We start from the raw sequence: 17747 nt of genomic DNA, 5'->3' as shown, positions 1-17747 counted from the left end.
TTGGTCATCTGCCGCCGGTCCTTTCCCTCGCACCTGGCCGTCGACGCGGCCCTCGACACCGTGGGCGGGATCGTCTTCGGCACCGCCCATGACGATCCCGAACCGGTCGAGCGCGGCCGGCGGACTCCGTCCCGGCTGCGCGCCGAGCACCAATCCTGCAACTCGCCGACTGGAGAGAGCCCATGCGCCGTGACACGGCCCCTGCCACCACGATCGGTTCGCCGGATGCGACCCGGCGACCGGCGGTCCCGAGTATGCGGCCGGACGATGAATCCGCCAGGTCCTCGATGGCGCTGGAGCAGTACGCCGAAACAGTTCCCAAGGCAACCCTGTGGGCGTGCGTCTACTTCACTGACGAGGACGACCAGCCGACTGGCGCAGAGTCAGTATTCGATCCCTGCGGTATTCCGCCATCCGCACCGTCTCTCGGCGTCGACGTGCCTCAGGCGTCAACCCGCCCCCGTCGCATACCTCACGCACCGGGGACTGCAGCCAACAGCCCATCAGCACGGGCAGGTTCCACGAACATCTCCCTGACGAGCCGAAGTCGGGATCGCTGTGACCTGGTCACCGCGTGGCCTCGGCCACGGCCTGGTCGGGGAACAGGGCGAGGAGCTGTTTCGTGTGGCCGGGCAGTTCTGCCTCCGCCAATCCGGTGACGATGTCGTGCAGCGGCATGGGCCGATCGACCAGGAGGGTGTCGTGGGACAGGAGCCGGGCGGGCACCGGGGTGCCGAGTTCGGCGTCGCTGAGCGCCGCACCTCCGGCGAGTGCGCACAGGGCAGTTGCCTGGCTACTGATGCGGTCCCGGAGCCCAGCGTTGCCGCCGGCGTGCGCGATGGTGTGCTCGATGGTCCAGGCATCAAGGGCGATCCGGTTGTCGTACGTCGTATGGGCCCCCGCTGCGATACCCGCGACGGCGGCGATGGTGGCGGCGCTGACGAGGGAGACGTGCGCGAGGATCTGGTCGGCGTTCCACTCGCCGTCCGGCGGGGCGGGGCTGGGGGCGTCGGCCACGGTGGCGGCGGCGTCGAGCAGTGAGCGGTAGGCGTCCTGGAGCGGGGCGGTGTCCAGCATGGGTTGCACCTCTCTGTGCGGGCGTTGAGCGGAATGAAGACGAGGGGCGGAGAGGCACCGCTCAGGTGTGGGCGCGGGACATATCCCAGGGGGCCTGCGGCAGGACCTCGCCGGTTTCCAGCATCGACTTGAGGTTCGCCAGCACGGCCGGCCAGCCGGCCGAGATGCCGCCCAGCATCTCCTGGTTGGGAAGGTTCTCGTGGGTCACGGTGAGGCGGACGATGTCCTGATGCGGTTCGACGAGGAAGGTGACGACCGACGGCTGTCTCGGCGATTCGACATCGGGGGCGTCTTCGAAGGTGATGACCAGCCGGGTCGGGGGCTCGGCCTTCAGGACATGGCCCACCACGTCGACCTTGCCTGAGCCGTCGGCTCGCCGGTGCTCCCAGGCCGAGCCCGGCTGCCAGTCGGAGACATTGGCGTGTCCCCAGTAGCGCGCCGTCAAGTCGGCATCGGTCAGGGCTTGCCACACCTGCTGCGCACTGGCGCGGATGTAGGTGACGTATACGTAGTCCGGCACCGGTGCGGGTGCGTTGGTCATGGCGTACTCCTCTGCCTGGTGCTTGATGGCGCTGATCGCTTGCAGGCGGGGCTTGTCGAAACCGGAGATCCAGCGCTCCTCGATCTCGTGGATCGGGGCCGGGTTGAGGTAGTGCAGCCGCTCCCGGCCGCGCCGTACCACGGTGACGAGGCCGGACCGCACGAGGATGTCCAGGTGCTGTGTCGCCGACTGGCGTGCCATGCCGAGGCGCTCACACACTTCGCGCAGGGTCTGCCCGTTGTGCTCGCGCAGCCGGTCGAGCAGGAGCCGCCGTGTGGGATCGGCCAGCGCCTTGAACACCAAGTCCATCGCTGTTGCTTCGAGGCTCACGCCTGCGATTATGCAGGCATTCACCTGCCTATCGTCAAGGGCGGGGCCGGCCGGGCAAGCCGAGCACGGCGATATGCGCAGATGTGCGGCCTGCCCAGGCACGCCTGCCGCGCGCAGATCCAACCGGTTCGGCCCGCAGACCTGCCGGAACCGGCCGCAGATCCAATCGAATCCGGTCCACTGTTCCACCTCCCCATTTCGCTCCCCGCTCGGGTGGGCCGCGGACACCGCCAGGCCCACCCAGGGAAGGCGAAGACCACATGGCCGACCGGTCTCTACCTGCGACACTCCACCGACAAGCGACCCACGCCCGCCAGCGCCATGCCCTGGCCCCGCTGCTGACCGCCGGCGCCCCGTCTACGAGGACCCCGCCACCTCCACCCGGCAGCTCTCCCTTGACCGCGCCGGATTCACCCGGCTCCTGAACGAGGCCAGCGTCGGCGACACCATCCGCATAGCCGACGCCGCCCGGCTCTTCCGCTCGGTGGCATCGACCTCGCCCTCCGACGACCCCGGCACCAAGATGATGGTCAACGTCCGCGCTGCGATGCTGGAGTTCCAGCGCGACATGATCAGCGAGAACACCCGCGAAGGAGTCGCCGCGGCCGAAGCCGCCGGCAAGACGCTCGGCCGCCCCGCCGCGCTCGACCCGGACCAGGCGGCGCAGGTGGTCGAGGCGTTCGGCGAAGGCACCGCCGTCAAGGCCCTCGCCCGCCAGCACCAGGCTGCCAGGTGTGCGCCGCTGCGCCGGCGCGCAGCGGACGCGCTCACGCGTGCAGTTACTTGACTATGACCGCGTACGGCGGGGCGGGCGCGCTCGCCCACCTTCTCGTAGCCCCAGCTCGCATAGAGCTCGTGAGCCTTCGGGGGGGGGCAAAACGGCCAGGAGCACGTTCGCCCGGCCACACTACGCACGTCGGATGATCACCTTCTGTGACATGTGGCGAAGGAGCGTCCGTACAAGACCGGGGTCTCCCGCGCCGCGCCGTCAGGGACACGGCCCGCAAGAGCCCGGATGACGCAAACTATCCGTCCGCCCGTCCACGTAGCGCTGAACACTCGCGGCTTCCCGCTATCCGCGGCAAGACGTCGTCCGGCGGAGGTGATCCCGTCCCGCCCCGGACGGTGCCGCTTTTCCTTCGGCTCAACTGCGCGATGTGACCGAAGCCATGGACCCCTACGTCCGCTTCGTCGTCGAACAGTCGGTCCCCAGGCGGCGCCAGGAGCACGGACGTGCCGTCTCGTGGGCTCCTCAAGTGCGCTGTCAGGCGCGCGGGCCCGCCCCACGCAGCAGGGTGTCGATGATTCGGGCGGCGAGGGCATCCGGCTCGTTGATCCCCGAGTGGGCGGCGTCTGGGCCGATGGCCGTCGCACTCTCGCGCAGGGACTCGCCGATGAGCGCGTAGTAGACGCGGCGTACCCAGTCGAGGTCGGCCGCTTCGTCGATGAGGCCGTCGGCCCTGGCCCGCTTCAGTACGGCGGTGCAGCGGTCGTCGATGTCCCGATGGAGGGCGGCGGCCTCGCTGTCCGGGTCGGCCGGCAGTTCCAGGGCGAATGCCCAAGCACTCTTCACCTGGAGCACGTTGGCCGTGATCCGGTGCATCGCCACCAGGGGTGGTGCGGTGTCGGGCCTGCCGTCGTCCACTGCCTGGGCGAGCTGGCGGGCCGCGGACGACGCCAGCGCCTCGATCAACGACTGCCGGTTGGCGAACCGTCGATGGATCGTCGTCCGAGCCACTCCCGCCGCCGCGGCGATCTGCTCCATGGACGCACCGGGATCCTCGGCGAGAAGCCGCTCGGCCGCTTCCAGGATCGCGCGCACACTGCGCTCTGCGTCCGCCCGCAACGTTCGTGCCGCTGTCTCGCCCATGACGCCTCCAGTCAGACCACTTGACCCTTAAAAGGGTACGGCATCGGTTCTCTCCACGCACTAGTTGCATCAAGCCTGTTGCATTTCACGGCAATACCGGTACGCTCAGCACTCAGTTGATGTCAGCCGAGGAGGCTTTCATGCACGACATTTCCCTCATGCACCGCACCGCCCTCGTCACGGGAGCGTCGTCGGGGCTCGGCGCGGAGTTCGCCGCGCAACTCGCTTCCCAGGGGCACGAGATGATCCTGGTCGCACGGTCCGGCGACCGGCTCGCCGCGCTCGCCGAGCGTCTGGTCACCGAGTACGGAGTCCGCGCGCACGTACTGGTCCAGGACCTCGCGGAGCCGGACGCGGCCCGCCGCGTCGCAGAACAGTTGACGGCCCGCGGGCTGAGCGTCGACCTGTTGGTCAACAACGCCGGCTTCGGTACCTGCGGCCGCTTCGAAGAACTGTCCGGCGCCCGCGACCACGACCAGCTGATGGTCAACGTCGTCGCCCTCGTCGACCTCACCCATGAACTGCTGCCCGCCATGCTGGAGCGCGGCCGCGGCGCGGTCGTCAACGTAGCGTCCAACGCCGCCTTCCAGCCCTCCCCGTACTTCGCCGTCTACGGCGCGGCGAAGGCGTTCGTCCTCAACTTCGGGCTCGCCCTGCGCCAGGAGTACCGGCGGCGCGGCATCCGGGTGCTCACCTTGTGCCCCGGCCCGGTCGAGACCGCCTTCTTCGACACCATCGGCACCCGCAAGGCTGCCGTCATGGGCTCGATGACCACTCCGGAGCCCGTCGTACGTGCCGCGCTACGGGCGCTGGACCGCGACCGCGGCTATGTCGCCCCCGGGTTCGGCAACGCTCTCGCCGCACACCTGACGCCGCGCCGCCCCCGCACCGTGGTCGCCGCCATCGCCGAACGCGTCACCCGCAAGGTACTGACCACACCCGCCGCCGCCCCGACCCTTCAGGAGCGCACCGCATGAAATCCGCCCCCGCCGGCGCCGCCTCGGCGATGCTTCTCGTCGGCACGTCCACAGCCGTCTCCGCCACCGTCGCCGGCTATCCCGTCTTCGCCGGGCAAGCGTTGCGCTACGCGCTCGCCGCGGTGATCCTGCTCGCCGTGGTACGCCACCGGCGGCTGCCCCGCGTCCGTCTGACGCCGCGTGAACTCCTGCTCCTGGTGGCGCTGGCCGCCACCGGTCTGGCCGGCTTCAACCTCTTCCTCGTCGAGGCCACCCGGCACGCCGGACCCGCGATGATCGGCAGCGTGGTCGGGGCCGTCCCCCTCGTCCTCGCCCTCGTCGGCCCGCTCCTTGCACGCCGGCGACCGTCCCCGCGTACGGTCGGCGCCGCGCTCGTGGTCGCGGTCGGCGCGGCCGTCGCGGCCGGCCTCGGTTCGGGCAGCCTGCCGGGCCTGCTCCTCTCGCTGGGCGCCCTCGCCTGCGAGGTGGCGTTCTCCCTGCTCGCCGTCCCGCTCCTGCCCAAACTGGGCCCACTGAGGGTCGCCGCGTATCCCGCCGCGCTGTCCGTCCCCATGCTGCTGGCCGCGAGCCTCGCCCTGGACGGCACGTCCGCGCTGCGCCTCCCCACGTCCGGCGAGGCAGCCGCCTTCGGCTACCTCGGCGCGATCGTGACCGCGGCGGCCTTCTTCCTCTGGTACGACGCCCTGCGCCGCCTCGGCGCCGACCGCGCGGGCCTCTTCGCCGGCCTCGTCCCCGTGGGCGCCCTGCTCACGACCGTCGCCCTCGGCCTGGACAGGCCGGGCCCCGCCGACATCACCGGCGTGCTGCTCGTTGCGGTAGGCGTGGTTCTGGGGCTGCGCCGGAGCGGCGACACCGGCCGGGTGCCACAGCCTTCCGGCGCCGCGATCGATCGCGCCCCCGCCGCGTCACCGGCCTCCGTGGCGTCCTGACGGCCATCGTCCCGCGACCCGTCACCCTCGCGGACGGGGAAGCAGTCCCCGCAGAGCGCCCGCAAACAAGTAAGCGCGGATCCGGGATCACAGGCGGCCGAGTGCCGGGCATCTTCGACGGATCTGGCTACGGCGTCGGCTGGTTGATGCCTAGGCTTGGATCATCTGGCTGCCGTGACCCCGTAGCCGGTCAGGTCGTCTGGGGCCCTGAACCCCGGTGTTGGACGACCGTCAGGGCGCAGTCCCGTCTCCGGATGTTCGTGTTCTTCGTCAGTACGGGTCAGCACATGTACTTCGAGGCCGCGGTGCCATCCGCGCCGGTGCTGTACGCGTACTCGTCGTCGGCCGGCCGGCCGCAGGGACTCGCCCGCCCCTGTTGCCCCTTTCTGTCATCTCGCCGAAGAAAATAGCTTGCAGCCCCAGGGACTCCCCGCTTACGGTCTTGCGCATGGGTTCTCTGTGATAGTCCCCGTGCGGCTGCGTTGAGCTTGGCTCCGTTGTCGCGCGTTCACATCCGTGCTTCCGTTTCTCCCGCGATGCCGCCTGTCTGGCATGCCGCGGAGTGTTTCCGGCGTGCGCGGATGCGTCCGTCCACCCGTGCCGATCGGCCCGGCCGAGAACAGGGGACTCCATGCTTACCGCACAGCTATCTCTTCAGAACGTCACCCGCCGCTCCGACGACCGCGTCGTGCTGGACGACGTGTCCTTCAGCGTCAAGCCGGGCGAGAGGGCCGGCATCATCGGCGACAACGGAGCCGGTAAATCCACCCTGTTGCGACTGATCGCCGGGCAGGACCGGCCCGACAACGGCGAACTGGCTGTGATCGCACCAGGCGGCTCGGGCTATCTGGCCCAGTCGTTGGCCCTGCCCTCCGAGGCCACCGTCCAGGACGCGGTGGATATGGCTCTTGCCGACCTGCGTGAACTCGAAGCGCGGATGCACCATGCCGAAGCCGGACTCACGGGTTTGGCGGGGGCGGAGCTTATCGCCGCGCTGGACGCCTACGCTCGCATGGTCGCCCAGTACGAGGCGCGCGCCGGCTACGAGGCCGACGCTCGGGTGGAAATCGCCTTGCACGGGCTCGGCTTGCCGGGTCTGGCTCGGGATCGGGCCCTGGGCACGCTGTCGGGTGGTGAGCGATCACGACTGGCGCTGGCCGCGACCTTGTCGTCCCAGCCGGAGCTGCTACTGCTGGACGAACCAACCAACGATCTGGACGACCAGGCGGTGAACTGGCTGGAGACACACCTGCGGACGCATCGCGGCACGGTGCTCGCGGTCACCCATGACCGGGTGTTTCTGGAACGGGTCACCACCACGATCCTGGAGGTCGGCGAGGGCAAGGTGACGCGTCACGGCGACGGCTACCACGGCTACCTGGCCGCCAAGGCCGCTGAGCGGCGGCGCCGTCTGCAGGAATACGCGGACTGGTGCGCGGAGTTGGCCCGCAACCAGAAGCTGGCGGCCACGAATGTGGCACGGCTGGAGGCGATCCCTCGCAAGGTGCCGCTTGCCGTGGTCGGCCACGGCGGCTTCCGTGCCCGCGGCCGTGGCCACGGGGCGATGGTCCGTATCCGCAATGCGAAAGAGCGAGTCGAACGGCTGACGGACAATCCTGTCGTGCCGCCGTCCGAACCGCTGGTCTTCGCCGCTCGGATGACCACCGCAGAGGGGCAGACGTCGCAGGCCGCGGCGGAACTCACCGGCATCCGTGTCGAGGACCGGCTGCACGTGCCGTCGCTGCGGATCGGCGCCGAGGAGCGGCTGTTGGTCACCGGGCCCAACGGGGCCGGCAAGACGACGCTCATGCGGGTGCTGGCCGGTGAGTTGCAGCCGGATGAGGGGACGGTACGCACGCGAGGCCGGGTCGGGCACTTGAGACAGGAGGAGACACCGTGGCCGCCCGGCCTGACCATCCCACAGGCGTTCGCCCACGGCCGCGGAGGCGAACTGGACGAGCACATCGACCGTCTGTTGTCCCTCGGACTGTTCAGCCCTGCCGACCTGCGCCTGAAAGTGAGCGAACTGTCCTACGGACAAAGGCGCCGGATCGAACTGGCCCGCCTCGTCAGCGAACCCATCGACCTGTTGCTGCTGGACGAGCCCACCAACCACCTCTCCCCCGTCCTGGTCGAAGAACTGGAAGGAGCCCTGGCCTGCTACCAAGGCGCAGTCGTCGTCGTCACCCACGACCGCCGCATGCGAACCCGCTTCACTGGCAGGCACGTGGAACTGAACGCCGGCCACGTCGCACAGTCTGTGCGACATCCCGCGAGGTCCTCTGAGCCCTGCTGAGACCTCGTCCCCGTGGCCAGGGTGTTCTGTCTCCTTGGAGTGTCCTGCGAGCCAGTGACGCAACTTCAGGATTATTGAAGCGTTCACGCTTCGTCCGATCGATCTGTGATCGGGGTGAGGGCGAGGGGGCTCGGGTTGGCACTGGCAGCCGTACGCGATCTGCGCGAGTTCCGCGATCCGGCCTCGGCTGAGGAACTGGAGCACTTCGAGACCGACGTCCGCGCCGGGTTCGTCCTCGCGCGGGCTTCGGCAGGGCTGGCGGACGGCACCATCCGCGGCGGCCGTGCCGCCCCGCGAGCGGCACGGCGAGCCAGCTTGTACGCCGCACTTCGGACAGGCTCCCTGCCCTTACTTGTGATCGTGGAGAAAGGCCGGGATGTCGGCCCGGGTCGGGTAGTCAGGCAGCGGTGCGGGCTTGTCCTGGAGGAATGCGGTGATGACGGCTGCTGCCCGTTGGTCGTTGTCACCCAGACCGTTCCACATGTGGTGGCCGACGCCGGGCATGTACTGGGTGCGCTGGATGGCGGGGTTGTCTGCGAGCACGGTCGTCTCCCACTGCCGGATCTGGGAGGAGCACTCGGCGATCATCAGCATCGCGGGTGTCCGGGAGCGCTTGAGCTGTGGGGCGAGGGAGGGGGAGTCTTCGATCGTTTGCTGGATGCGGAGGCTGGCGGCGGCGCTGAAGGAGAAGTTCTGCTTTGTGTCCTCGACCGGAATGCGGTGCGCGTCCCGCGCGCAATAGGCGGACGCGGTGTCGCTGCCGAGATCGGCGGCGGTGAAGGCGTTGGCGCCTTCTGCCTGTCCTACCAGCCCGCTGTCAGGGCTGAGCAGTCCGAGCCGCATGAAGCCGAAGGCGACCCCGTACCGCGGGACGTGGGTGGAGCGCGGGCCGGTCATGGCTGGTGCGATGCCGCGGGCCGACGGCCGGCCTTTGTGCCCCGCGATCCGGGCGGTCGGGCCGTCCATCGGGCCTGGCTCGGCGATGACCGCCCGGTGCAGGTGGGCGGCCGTCGCCGGGTCGGCCAGCGCGCGGGTGAGCACGATCGCGCCCGAGGAGAATCCCAGCACGTCGGCGTGGCCCTTACCGAGCTTGTCGACGAAGGCGCCGAGGTCATGGACGGACCGGGTGATCGAGTATTGGTCCATGGGGAGCAGGTCGCTGCGTCCACCGCCGGCCTGCTCGTAGGCGTACACGTCGTAGCCCTGTCCCGCGAGTTGCTGGAGGAAGCGGTGGTCGAGCACCGAGATGCCGCGCACAGGTCCGCCGTTGAGGTAGACGAGCGGAACGCGGTGGCGGGGGCTGTTGCCAGTGGGCGGGTAGTGGTAGACCGCGACCCGGCTGCCGGTGGACAGGCGCCAGTGCTCGGTGGTGACGAACGACAGGTCGGCCGGGTGGCGGCGCGTCGTGGAGACCGTGGGGACGCACACCGACAGCGTCAGGGCCGCTGCGACAAGCACCGGCAGGAACGGGACCAGCCGTCCCTGCCAGGAGCGACGGCGGCCCCGCCACAGCGCTGCGAGAACCGCGATCCCGACAGCCGCGGACCATGCGACGAATCCCGATCCCGCGCCGTCGGTGGCGGCGATCAACGCCAGGAAGAGGGCGACCAGCCCCACCACCGCGGCGACAGCCGCGAGCAGGCGGCCAGCAAGGCGCAAGCGACGTATGACAGTTGGTGACATGGTGATCCCCCCAGTATTTTAAAACACTGTTTTGAAACGATGTTAGCAGAACGGGTAAACTGCTTTCCCATGGGAAGGCCGAGAACGAATGACGCCGCCGTCGGAGAACGGCTCGCGGCATGCGCGACCGAGATGTTCGCCACCCGTCCTCGGGAGGCGGTCACCGTGCGCGCTGGCCGCCGCCGCCGGAACTTCGACGGCGGCGGTGTACACGTTGTTCCAGGGAAAGGACGGACTGCTCCGCGAGGTGCGCGACCAGGCGGTCGCCGGCCTGTTCCGGGACCTGACGGCTGTTCCCTGCCCGGAGGCCGCCCTGGAGGATCTGTACGCGCTGGCCGCGGCGTATCGCCATTGGGGACGCGAACACCGCTACCTGTATACGGCCTTGTTCGGTGGCGCACAGTCCTTCGTCCCGTCGACCCGGGTCGGCGACCGGGATCCGGTGCAACCGCTCGTCGCGGCGATCGACCGCGCTGTGGCGGACAGCGTCCTCGCGGGCGACGTCACACAGATCGCCGTATCGTTGTGGGTCTCGCTGCACGGGCTCGTGACCCTCGAACTCGCCGGGAGCCTCGACGGCACTGCAGCCGATGCCGCGTTCAGATCAACCATTGATGCCGTGCTGCGGGGCTGGGCAACCCCCGCCGCCTTCCCTGGCCTTCGACGCATGAGCCCGGCGCTGTGAAGCCATTGCTCCGAAGCCACTCGGAGACGGCTGGCGGAGGGACGAGTCGAAGGGCCAGGTTGAAGGAGTAACCGCCGAGGGTGATGTGGCCGTATGGGAGCGGGCGGAGAGTTGGGCGGCCGGTCCGGGGACTTCAGGCCGAGCCGGGCCGGCCACGCGGCGGCTGGGTTGTGAGCGCTCCCGGCGCGGTACCGGTGGCCGTCCGAGGTGGCTGTCGCCGTCAACGGCTTTTCGCGGGTGCCTTGTTCGAGGTGGTGACCGCGACAGGATAGGTGGGACCTTGCGGCGCCGCGGAGTCTTCCGCGGGTTTGGACTTCGCCAGCCACAGGCCGGTGAACACGGCGGTGGCCAGCATGACGGCGCCGGCGGCGAGGAAGGCGCTGTTGAGGCCGGTCTCGAAGGAGGCGCCGCCCGACTGCCGGCCGCGGACGACGGCTCCGAGTACTGCCACGCCGAGCACCGCGCCGATCTGCCGGGTGGTACTGCTGATGCCTGAGGCGAGGCCGCCTTCCTGCGGGTCGACCGACTGGATGGCGGCTCCCGTCAGCGGGGACATGGTCAGGGCGAAGCCAATGCCGACGACTGCCAGCCGCCACCACACGTTCCCGTAGCCGGTGTCGGCGTGCACCATACCGAGCGCCAGCAGCCCCGCGCCGGCCAGTGCCAGGCCGGTGGTGGCCACGATCCGGAATCCGTGCCGGGCGGCGAGTCGGCCCGCGTACGGGCTGAGGATCACCATGCCGAGGGACATCGGCAGGGTCTGCAGTCCAGCTGTCAGGATCGAGCTGCCCTGGACGTACACGAAGAACTGGGAGAAGAAGAACGACGACCCCATGAGCGCGAAGCCCACCACGACCATCGCGGTGTTGGAGACAGTGAACAGACGCTGACGGAACAGCCGCAGCGGCAGCATAGGCGTGGAACGGCGCGCTTCGACGGCGACGAAGGCGACGAGCAGGGCGATCGCGGCGGCGAAGCTGCCCAGGATCGCCGGCGACGTCCAGCCGCGGGCGCCACCCTCGATCAGCCCGTAGGTCAGCGTCCCCACCCCCAGCACGGACAGCACCGTCCCCGGAATGTCGATCGCGGGGGCGTTCGGATTGCGGGTCTCCTCAAGGCGGCGCAGACCGACCAGCAGAAGGATCACGCCGATGGGCAGATTGACCAGGAAGATGGCGGGCCAGCCGAATGCCTCCGTTAGTACGCCACCTGCCACGGGGCCTGCGGCCAGACCGATTCCACTGAGTCCGGCCCACAGCCCGATCGCCTTGATTCGTTCCTGTGGCACGGGATAGGCGGCGGCGAGCAGGGCGAGCGAGGCAGGACTCAGCGCCGCGGCCCCGACGCCCTGCAGCACTCGGCCGGCGACCAGCCAGCCGACCGAGGGGGCGAGGCTGCACAGCACCGAAGCGACAGTGAACACCGCCACGCCAGTCAGGTACACCCGCTTGCGGCCGAACCGGTCGGCGAAGATGCCGCCGGACATCAGCAGCATGGCGACCAGCAGTACGTACGCATCGACGATCCATTGCAGACCGGTCAGCTGGGTGTGCAGCCGGTGCTGCATATCGGGCAGCGCCGCTCCAACGATCGTGTTGTCGAGCAGGACCATGAACTGGCCCAGGCAGGCCACCGTGAGCAGGACGGCCCGGTTCGATCGACTGCCTACGGGTTCAGGCGATGCCGCCAAGGTGATTCCCCTCTAAAAGCAGTTGGTGCTTGCGTTAGGTGACTGTAGAGGCGTCGCCTCGCAAACGCAAGCGTGGGCTGCGTTAAGGTGGGGGTATGAATGAGCAACAGCGAACCCGGAGGCCCGGCGGGCGCAGCGCCCGCGTCGGCGCGCAGGTGCACGAGGCCGTCACGGGCCTGACCGGCGAGCGCGGCTACGGCAACTTCACCGTTGGTGACGTCGCGGCCCGCGCGGGTGTGGCTGACAGCAGCATCTACCGCCGGTGGGGCGGCCTGGAGGCCCTACTCACCGACGTGGCGCTCACCCGCCTCAACGCGCAGTCCCCGATGCCGGACACCGGGAGCCTGGTCGGCGACCTGCGCACGTACGCGGCCAATGTGGCCCGTGAGATCACCGGACCCGACGGTCTGGCGGTGCTGAACCTGGCCGTCGCCCTGTCGAGCAGCGGTCAGCAGGGCCTAGAAGCTGGACTTGAACTCCGCACCGCACGCATGCGGCAATTGCAGTCCATGCTCGACCGCGCCAGCGACCGTGGCGAGCGTGCGATCGACGCGTTCGACGTGCTGGACCACATCATGGCCCCGATGTACATCCGCGTCCTCTTCGGCATGGGCCCGCTCACCCCGGACTACATCGACGGGCTGGTTGACCGACTGCTGTGACCCAACCCGGTTTCCAGGGATCAACCCTCGGTCGCGGTGTCGGGGCTCCGTGAGGTGCGAGTGCCGCCCCGGAGTCGGAGACGTTCCCCTACACGTCTACGACAGTGGCCAGCACCGGCGGCCCCGTCCTCGCCGTTTTGGATGCCTAGTAGTAGATCGCGCAGTGTTCGGCACGGGCAAGTCCCCTGCCGGGCAGTGCTCAGGGCCTCGACTCGGACGGCCATGTCGGTCGCCTCGATCGACTCCACCATCACGTTCTCCGGCGAGGAGAACAGCAACTCCTCGAGCTGCGTGCGTACTTCGTTCACGGCGAAGCACTGTCGGCCACGCTGTCCACCGCCGGGCGATTTTCGGGCTATCTCAGCCACCATCACGAGAAGATCGACAGTCACGCTGCGTACGCGACCACGCGAAGTGGACCAGAGCCCGTTCTCGTGAACAAAGCCACCGGAGGGGGACCTACGCTTCGCCCTCGCCTGTCACGTCCGAGTCCTCTGGCAGGTCAGCATCGCGGGCGGCCAGGTACGCGGCCCAACTCGTGCTCGCCAGGTGGCCCCAGCGGGCCGAGGTCGATGCGGAGATGCCGAAGAGGTCACTCACGACGACCGGGGGCAACTCGGTGACCGCCTCGATCATGGCGGTGTTACGTGCCGTGAGGATCGGCAACTGGTGGGCGCGCATCAGGGTCAGGACCGACGCTGCGGTGCGTGGTCTGCTCGGCGGGCGGCCGGGGAAAAGGAACGTGCGGCTGGACGCAGGGGCAAGGATGTCACTGAGCCGCGGAGCGGCTATCTGTTGCTCCACCAAGGCGGCCAGGGTGGGAGGCAGCAGCACGGGGTGCGCGGCGAAGGTGAAGTAGGCGCGGCCGTCGTGGGTGCTGTAGCGGTCGATGGTGAAGGTGACAATGCGGGAAACCCGCTGCGCGTACAACCGGACGAACGCTCCGATGATGCGGACCTCCAGCGGCAGTGTGTCGTCAATCAGGCATCGGCGCAGCTGGTCGAGGTGTTGCTCCTCGCTAAGAATCCGGGAGGGCGGACTCCCGCGCTTCTTCGGTGCGGTGATCCCGGGGGCGGTCAGCCGTCGAGCGATGGCCCAGCGCAAGAAGGGACCGAGAGTGCGGCACTTGGGCGCATGAGCGGTCAGAAAGAGGTCCAGATCGCGTTGGGTCGCGGAGCGCAGAGTCCGTCCCTGTGCGTCGAGCCAGGCCAGGTAGAAGATGGCGGCCTTGATGTCGAGGCGGTCCGCGTGTGCGGCACCGGCGCTGTAGTGCCCGCGCGCGGCGCGCCGACGGGCATCACGGATGATCTGCCACTCAGCGAAGGGCTTGATCACCTGGGCATGGTGGGCGTCCAGTTGGCTGGCAGTGCGGGCGACCCACAGTTCCAGGCCGGCCAGATTCTCGTTCCTCCAGGGAAGTGCGCCGGCGGAGACGAGGATGGCGCGGACGCGGTGGACGGCTCCGCTGGGGGGAAGCGCATCGAGAGTGTCGTGGGTGATCTCGCGTCCCTGTGCGGCGAGCTGGGCCAACAGGCGCCCGCCTCGACCTCGGATCCAGGCGAGGACCGACCAGGGATCCTCCGCGTTGCCGAGGGCTTCGGCCAGAGACTGCAACTGCTCGGGGACCTCATCGGCGGGTCCGGAGAGGAGCTGGGTGACACGGTCGCGGGCAACACACCGGCTGCAACTCTTGTCGGTGTAGATGTCGCCGGGATAACCGCAACGGCGACATGTGAAGTTGATGGAATCCACACCGGAGCAAGGGCCGCACTGATCAGCCCCGTCCGGCGAACGGCCGCCCATGACGCGCGTGGCCCCGCACGTCCCGCACGGCATAGGGTGCCGGCGGCGGCGCTGGTGACAGGCTCCGCACAAGGGGCCAACTGGGTAGGTGGCTTCGACAGGGCGGTCGCGGCCACAGTCGGTGCACAGCGCTCGACGGCGGGGCCGGCAGGCGTCGCAGCGGAACGTCGCTCCCTGGCCGTAGCCCGGTCGGTGCCGCCCGCAAAGGTGGCACCACCCGACATGGGCCTGCTTGTAGCAGTCCGGACAGAGGTCGATTTCGCCATTGAGGCTGCGGGCATGCACGGGACGGGTCTCCCCGCAACGGCCGCAAGTCCGCCGTGGCGCCTGGCGGGCGGCGTAGCAGGGGCGGCACACCGCCCCAACCCCTCGCTGGACTCTGGCCCTCCTCAAGATCCTGCCGCAATGCACGCAAGCTCGCTCCGGCCTCGGTGCGCATCGCTCGCACAGGACAGACCCGTCGTCGCGTCGGGTGTCTCTTCAGCCCTCCAGCATTGCCGTGAACATCGCCGGCGCCGGGTCCAGATGAACGACGTTCCGAGCGAGTACCAGTCGTGCCGAACCGGGCGCTTCTCCACTCACGCCGACGTTGTATCAGATGCAGCATTGAGGCACCAGAGTCGCACCTGATGGTCAACTCGTATGCGAACCAACGGCGTTAGTAGCCGACGACGCTGTGATCAGGCACAACGGGTCGGACAGGCTCAGGCGGAGTGTTGCATTCAATGCAATACCTCGCGTTCGCTCCAGGTCCACTCCGTCTACTCTCCCGCGCACCCCTGGCAGCTGGTGGGCGGCACGATGGACCCCGGCGAACCCCCCTGGCGAACGGCCGTGCGGGAGTGCCGGGAAGAGACCGGGATCACGCCGACCGGGCCGCCCCGGCTCCTGGCCACGGTGTACGGACCGCCCGGCGGCGGATGGCCCTACAGCACGATCGGCTGCGTCTTCGATGGCGGCCGGCTCACTGCAGCGCAGATCCGTGATGTCGCCCTCGCCCCGGAGGAACACGACGAGGTCCGTGTCCTGCCACTGGCCGGGTGGAAAGAGCTGATGCCGTCCAGCGACTTCGCTCGCCTGAGTGCCGTGGAGGGGGCGCGCCGTACCGGCGTGGCCGCGTACTTCGACACCTGGGGCTGGGGACCCGAGTGACCGGCGGCATCGTGTTGTTGCCCTGGCCGGCGGTGCCCGCGAGCGGGCGTGCCCTGGCCGTGCCGGATGCCGTGCGGGCCTGTTCGGGCATCCAGCACGGAGCCGGGGACCACCGGGGTGAGGACGGGCAGCGGGGTCTGTTCCGGCTCGCTCCGGCTCTACGCGGCGACGTTCCTGCCCGGCTTCTGCGGCCTGTCCGCCCACCAGGACGAGGGCACCGGCGTCACCCCGGTCGCGAAGGGCTGCGACGCCCCGGCGATTCTCGGAGACGCCGCGCCCGCCTACCTCGTCCATGTCCGGATCCGGTACGGCGACAAGCCCTGCCGACAGGGGATGGTTCTCCAAACCACCGTTGAGTACTGTGGCGAGGGGCCGTAGTTGGCACGAAGGCGGGACGGTTGGCACCGGCAGGGCCCGGGCCCGTGAATTTGCTGGTCAGCGGTGCGACGCGGGCACGCGCGGGGCTGCTGCCTGTCTGTCGGTGCCACCTGTCCTGCTGAACTCGGCGCCATCACGAGGACGCGTATCCGGCACGTGCACCGGTCGGGGCCGCGCCTCGGTGCCAACCACGAGTCCTCGTCACAAGTACGGCGGGACACCGGCCGCAGTCCCGGAGGGCACGTGATCATCCGGCTCAACGGCCCTGTTCGCGGCGGCAGGAGGGCCCTCTGCGCCAATCCGCGCGATTCGCTGCCCCGTACGGAGGTGCTCCGCTCACCGTCATCGAGGAGTACATCGAGAACCAGAAACGTCCCGGCCGAGGTCGACGGTGCAGACCCGTGCGCCCACGCGGGGCAAAGCAGTATGAAGAAGCGCTTCTCCGGGACGTGAACGCCCGGGGTTCCGCACCGGACCACGCCGAAACGAACCGCCCCTTTTACCACCGCGATCGGAGACGCGCCTTGGCCGGCACCGATGCCTACCCCGGCGAACCACCCACCACGATGACGGACGAGGAGTACGGGGCCGTCCGGACCGCTGCCGCACTGTGGGCGGGCGCGGCCGTGCTGATCACCGATGCTCACGGTCGGGTGCTTGTTCAGCACGTCGACTATCACGGCATGTGCCGGCTGCCGGGCGGCGCCGTCGACAGGGGAGAGTCCCCCGCACACGCCGCTTCACGTGAGCTGCACGAGGAACTCGGCGTCACCGCCACCGTCAGACACGCCCTTGCCGTCGACTGGGTCCCCGCCACCGCCTCCGGTGCTCCGGCGGGCATGCGGTTTCCCGGCGAGACGATCTTTGTGTACGACGGCGGCACCTGGGACAGCGCCCAGATCGCCGGGATCCGGCTGCCCGACCATGAGATCACCGGAATCGGCTTCGTCGAGCCCGCCCGGCTGCCCGAACTGCTCTCCCCCGGCGACGCCCGCCGGGCCCTTTCCGCGCTCCGTGCCCGCATCAATGCCGCCGGACCCGCGATCCTGGAGGACGGCCGCCCGATCGCGCCCACGGTGCTGGACCGGGTCCAGGTGCTGCACACGACCCGGGCCGTACACCACTTCGGCTGGAGGCCGGACCCCGTTCCGCGGGGCATGCCCGTGGTCCAGTCCTGGGGCTGGCTCTTCGCCCCTGACGGACGTGTCCTGGTCCTCCTGGGACCGGGCACCGGCTCGGCGTGCCTCCCCGGCGGCACTCCCGAGCCCCAGGACGGAGGGAACGTCGTCGCCACTCTGCGCAGGGAGGCCGACGAGGAAGCGGCCGCCCATCACGGCGAGCCCCTGTTCATCGGGCATCTCCCGGACACCGACCGGGCGCGCGCCAGGGTGCGTCTCGCCGCGGCTCTCACCCATGTCGGCCCCGTCCGGCCCGACCCGGCCACCGGTCACACCTACACGCGCATCCTGACCACGCCGGAACAGGCGTTGGAGCTGTTCGACTGGGGGCCCTCAGCGGGCGCTCAACTCGATGCCGTCCAGGAGGCCCGCCGTCGTCTCGGCATTCCGCGGGCCGCCGCACAGCCCGTCACCGAACTCGCCACCCCTGTCACCTGGTAGCCCGCGCGGCGTTTCGGCCGCCGCCCCACCCGGCCGGTGCCTGCAGGACTTGGGC

The 17747-nt window shown here is 69.5% G+C and carries 14 protein-coding genes and 1 pseudogene; 9 read left to right on the top strand and 6 right to left on the bottom strand.

What is annotated here, in order from left to right:
* Positions 1 to 567: 567 nt before the first annotated feature.
* Together ACF1CT_RS33375 and ACF1CT_RS33370 are read right to left on the bottom strand one after the other, a co-directional pair.
* On the bottom strand, positions 568 to 1077 hold the full coding sequence (locus tag ACF1CT_RS33375; RefSeq protein ID WP_391787762.1) for a hypothetical protein: 510 nt from the start codon (positions 1075 to 1077) through the stop codon (positions 568 to 570).
* A 61-nt stretch (positions 1078 to 1138) separates the two neighbouring features.
* Positions 1139 to 1927 carry an ArsR/SmtB family transcription factor gene (locus ACF1CT_RS33370; RefSeq protein WP_391787798.1) on the bottom strand — a complete coding sequence of 263 codons (789 nt, stop codon included), beginning with the start codon at positions 1925 to 1927 and terminating at the stop codon, positions 1139 to 1141.
* Positions 1928 to 2432: 505 nt separating this feature from the next.
* On the opposite strand from ACF1CT_RS33370, the gene ACF1CT_RS33365 reads away from it, so the two are divergent.
* Complete coding sequence (locus tag ACF1CT_RS33365) at positions 2433 to 2735, top strand: recombinase family protein (protein WP_391787761.1); 303 nt, start codon at positions 2433 to 2435, stop codon at positions 2733 to 2735.
* A 477-nt stretch (positions 2736 to 3212) separates the two neighbouring features.
* On the opposite strand, the gene ACF1CT_RS33360 is transcribed toward ACF1CT_RS33365, so the two are convergent.
* A complete protein-coding gene (locus ACF1CT_RS33360) occupies positions 3213 to 3818 on the bottom strand; it encodes a TetR/AcrR family transcriptional regulator (RefSeq protein WP_384779312.1) in 606 nt (201 codons plus the stop codon).
* A 158-nt stretch (positions 3819 to 3976) separates the two neighbouring features.
* Here ACF1CT_RS33360 and ACF1CT_RS33355 point away from each other — a divergent pair, with 158 nt between their 5' ends.
* From ACF1CT_RS33355 to ACF1CT_RS33345, 3 genes are all read left to right on the top strand, one after another.
* Positions 3977 to 4795 (top strand): SDR family NAD(P)-dependent oxidoreductase, encoded by an 819-nt coding sequence (locus ACF1CT_RS33355; RefSeq protein ID WP_391787797.1) that lies wholly within the window; start codon positions 3977 to 3979, stop codon positions 4793 to 4795.
* Positions 4792 to 5724: a DMT family transporter gene (locus tag ACF1CT_RS33350; protein ID WP_391787760.1), complete on the top strand. Its 933-nt coding sequence runs from the start codon at positions 4792 to 4794 to the stop codon at positions 5722 to 5724. Before ACF1CT_RS33355 ends, ACF1CT_RS33350 begins: the two co-directional genes overlap by 4 nt.
* A 631-nt stretch (positions 5725 to 6355) precedes the next feature.
* Complete coding sequence (locus tag ACF1CT_RS33345; protein WP_391787759.1) at positions 6356 to 8020, top strand: TlrC/CarA/OleB/SrmB family ABC-F type ribosomal protection protein; 1665 nt, start codon at positions 6356 to 6358, stop codon at positions 8018 to 8020.
* A gap of 348 nt (positions 8021 to 8368) precedes the next feature.
* Here the strand turns inward: ACF1CT_RS33345 and ACF1CT_RS33340 are convergent, their stop codons facing one another.
* A complete protein-coding gene (locus ACF1CT_RS33340; protein ID WP_391787758.1) occupies positions 8369 to 9679 on the bottom strand; it encodes an alpha/beta fold hydrolase in 1311 nt (436 codons plus the stop codon).
* Between the two features lie 93 nt (positions 9680 to 9772).
* Here ACF1CT_RS33340 and ACF1CT_RS33335 point away from each other — a divergent pair.
* Positions 9773 to 10388, top strand: a pseudogene (locus ACF1CT_RS33335) (TetR-like C-terminal domain-containing protein).
* A 220-nt stretch (positions 10389 to 10608) separates the two neighbouring features.
* Here ACF1CT_RS33335 and ACF1CT_RS33330 read toward each other — a convergent pair.
* Positions 10609 to 12078, bottom strand: a complete 1470-nt coding sequence (locus ACF1CT_RS33330) for an MFS transporter (protein ID WP_391787757.1) — start codon at positions 12076 to 12078, stop codon at positions 10609 to 10611.
* A gap of 95 nt (positions 12079 to 12173) precedes the next feature.
* On the opposite strand from ACF1CT_RS33330, the gene ACF1CT_RS33325 reads away from it, so the two are divergent.
* Entirely contained in the window at positions 12174 to 12740 is a 567-nt protein-coding gene (locus ACF1CT_RS33325; RefSeq protein ID WP_391787756.1) for a TetR/AcrR family transcriptional regulator, read from the top strand.
* A gap of 459 nt (positions 12741 to 13199) precedes the next feature.
* On the opposite strand, the gene ACF1CT_RS33320 is transcribed toward ACF1CT_RS33325, so the two are convergent.
* Positions 13200 to 14492: a hypothetical protein gene (locus ACF1CT_RS33320; protein ID WP_391787755.1), complete on the bottom strand. Its 1293-nt coding sequence runs from the start codon at positions 14490 to 14492 to the stop codon at positions 13200 to 13202.
* A 693-nt stretch (positions 14493 to 15185) separates the two neighbouring features.
* Here ACF1CT_RS33320 and ACF1CT_RS33315 point away from each other — a divergent pair.
* The 3 genes from ACF1CT_RS33315 to ACF1CT_RS33305 all read left to right on the top strand — a co-directional run bounded on the left by ACF1CT_RS33315 (position 15186) and on the right by ACF1CT_RS33305 (position 17692).
* Positions 15186 to 15695 carry an NUDIX domain-containing protein gene (locus tag ACF1CT_RS33315; RefSeq protein WP_391787754.1) on the top strand — a complete coding sequence of 170 codons (510 nt, stop codon included), beginning with the start codon at positions 15186 to 15188 and terminating at the stop codon, positions 15693 to 15695.
* A gap of 117 nt (positions 15696 to 15812) precedes the next feature.
* Positions 15813 to 16073 (top strand): hypothetical protein, encoded by a 261-nt coding sequence (locus ACF1CT_RS33310; protein ID WP_391787753.1) that lies wholly within the window; start codon positions 15813 to 15815, stop codon positions 16071 to 16073.
* A gap of 524 nt (positions 16074 to 16597) precedes the next feature.
* Positions 16598 to 17692 (top strand): NUDIX domain-containing protein, encoded by a 1095-nt coding sequence (locus ACF1CT_RS33305; RefSeq protein WP_391787752.1) that lies wholly within the window; start codon positions 16598 to 16600, stop codon positions 17690 to 17692.
* The last annotated feature ends 55 nt before the right edge of the window (positions 17693 to 17747 follow it).

This window comes from Streptomyces sp. NPDC014734 (assembly GCF_043083325.1).
Taxonomy (GTDB): Bacteria; Actinomycetota; Actinomycetes; order Streptomycetales; family Streptomycetaceae; genus Streptomyces.
The sequence above is the reverse complement of the archived record's forward strand: the minus strand, read 5'-3'. Positions and strand labels throughout refer to the sequence as shown.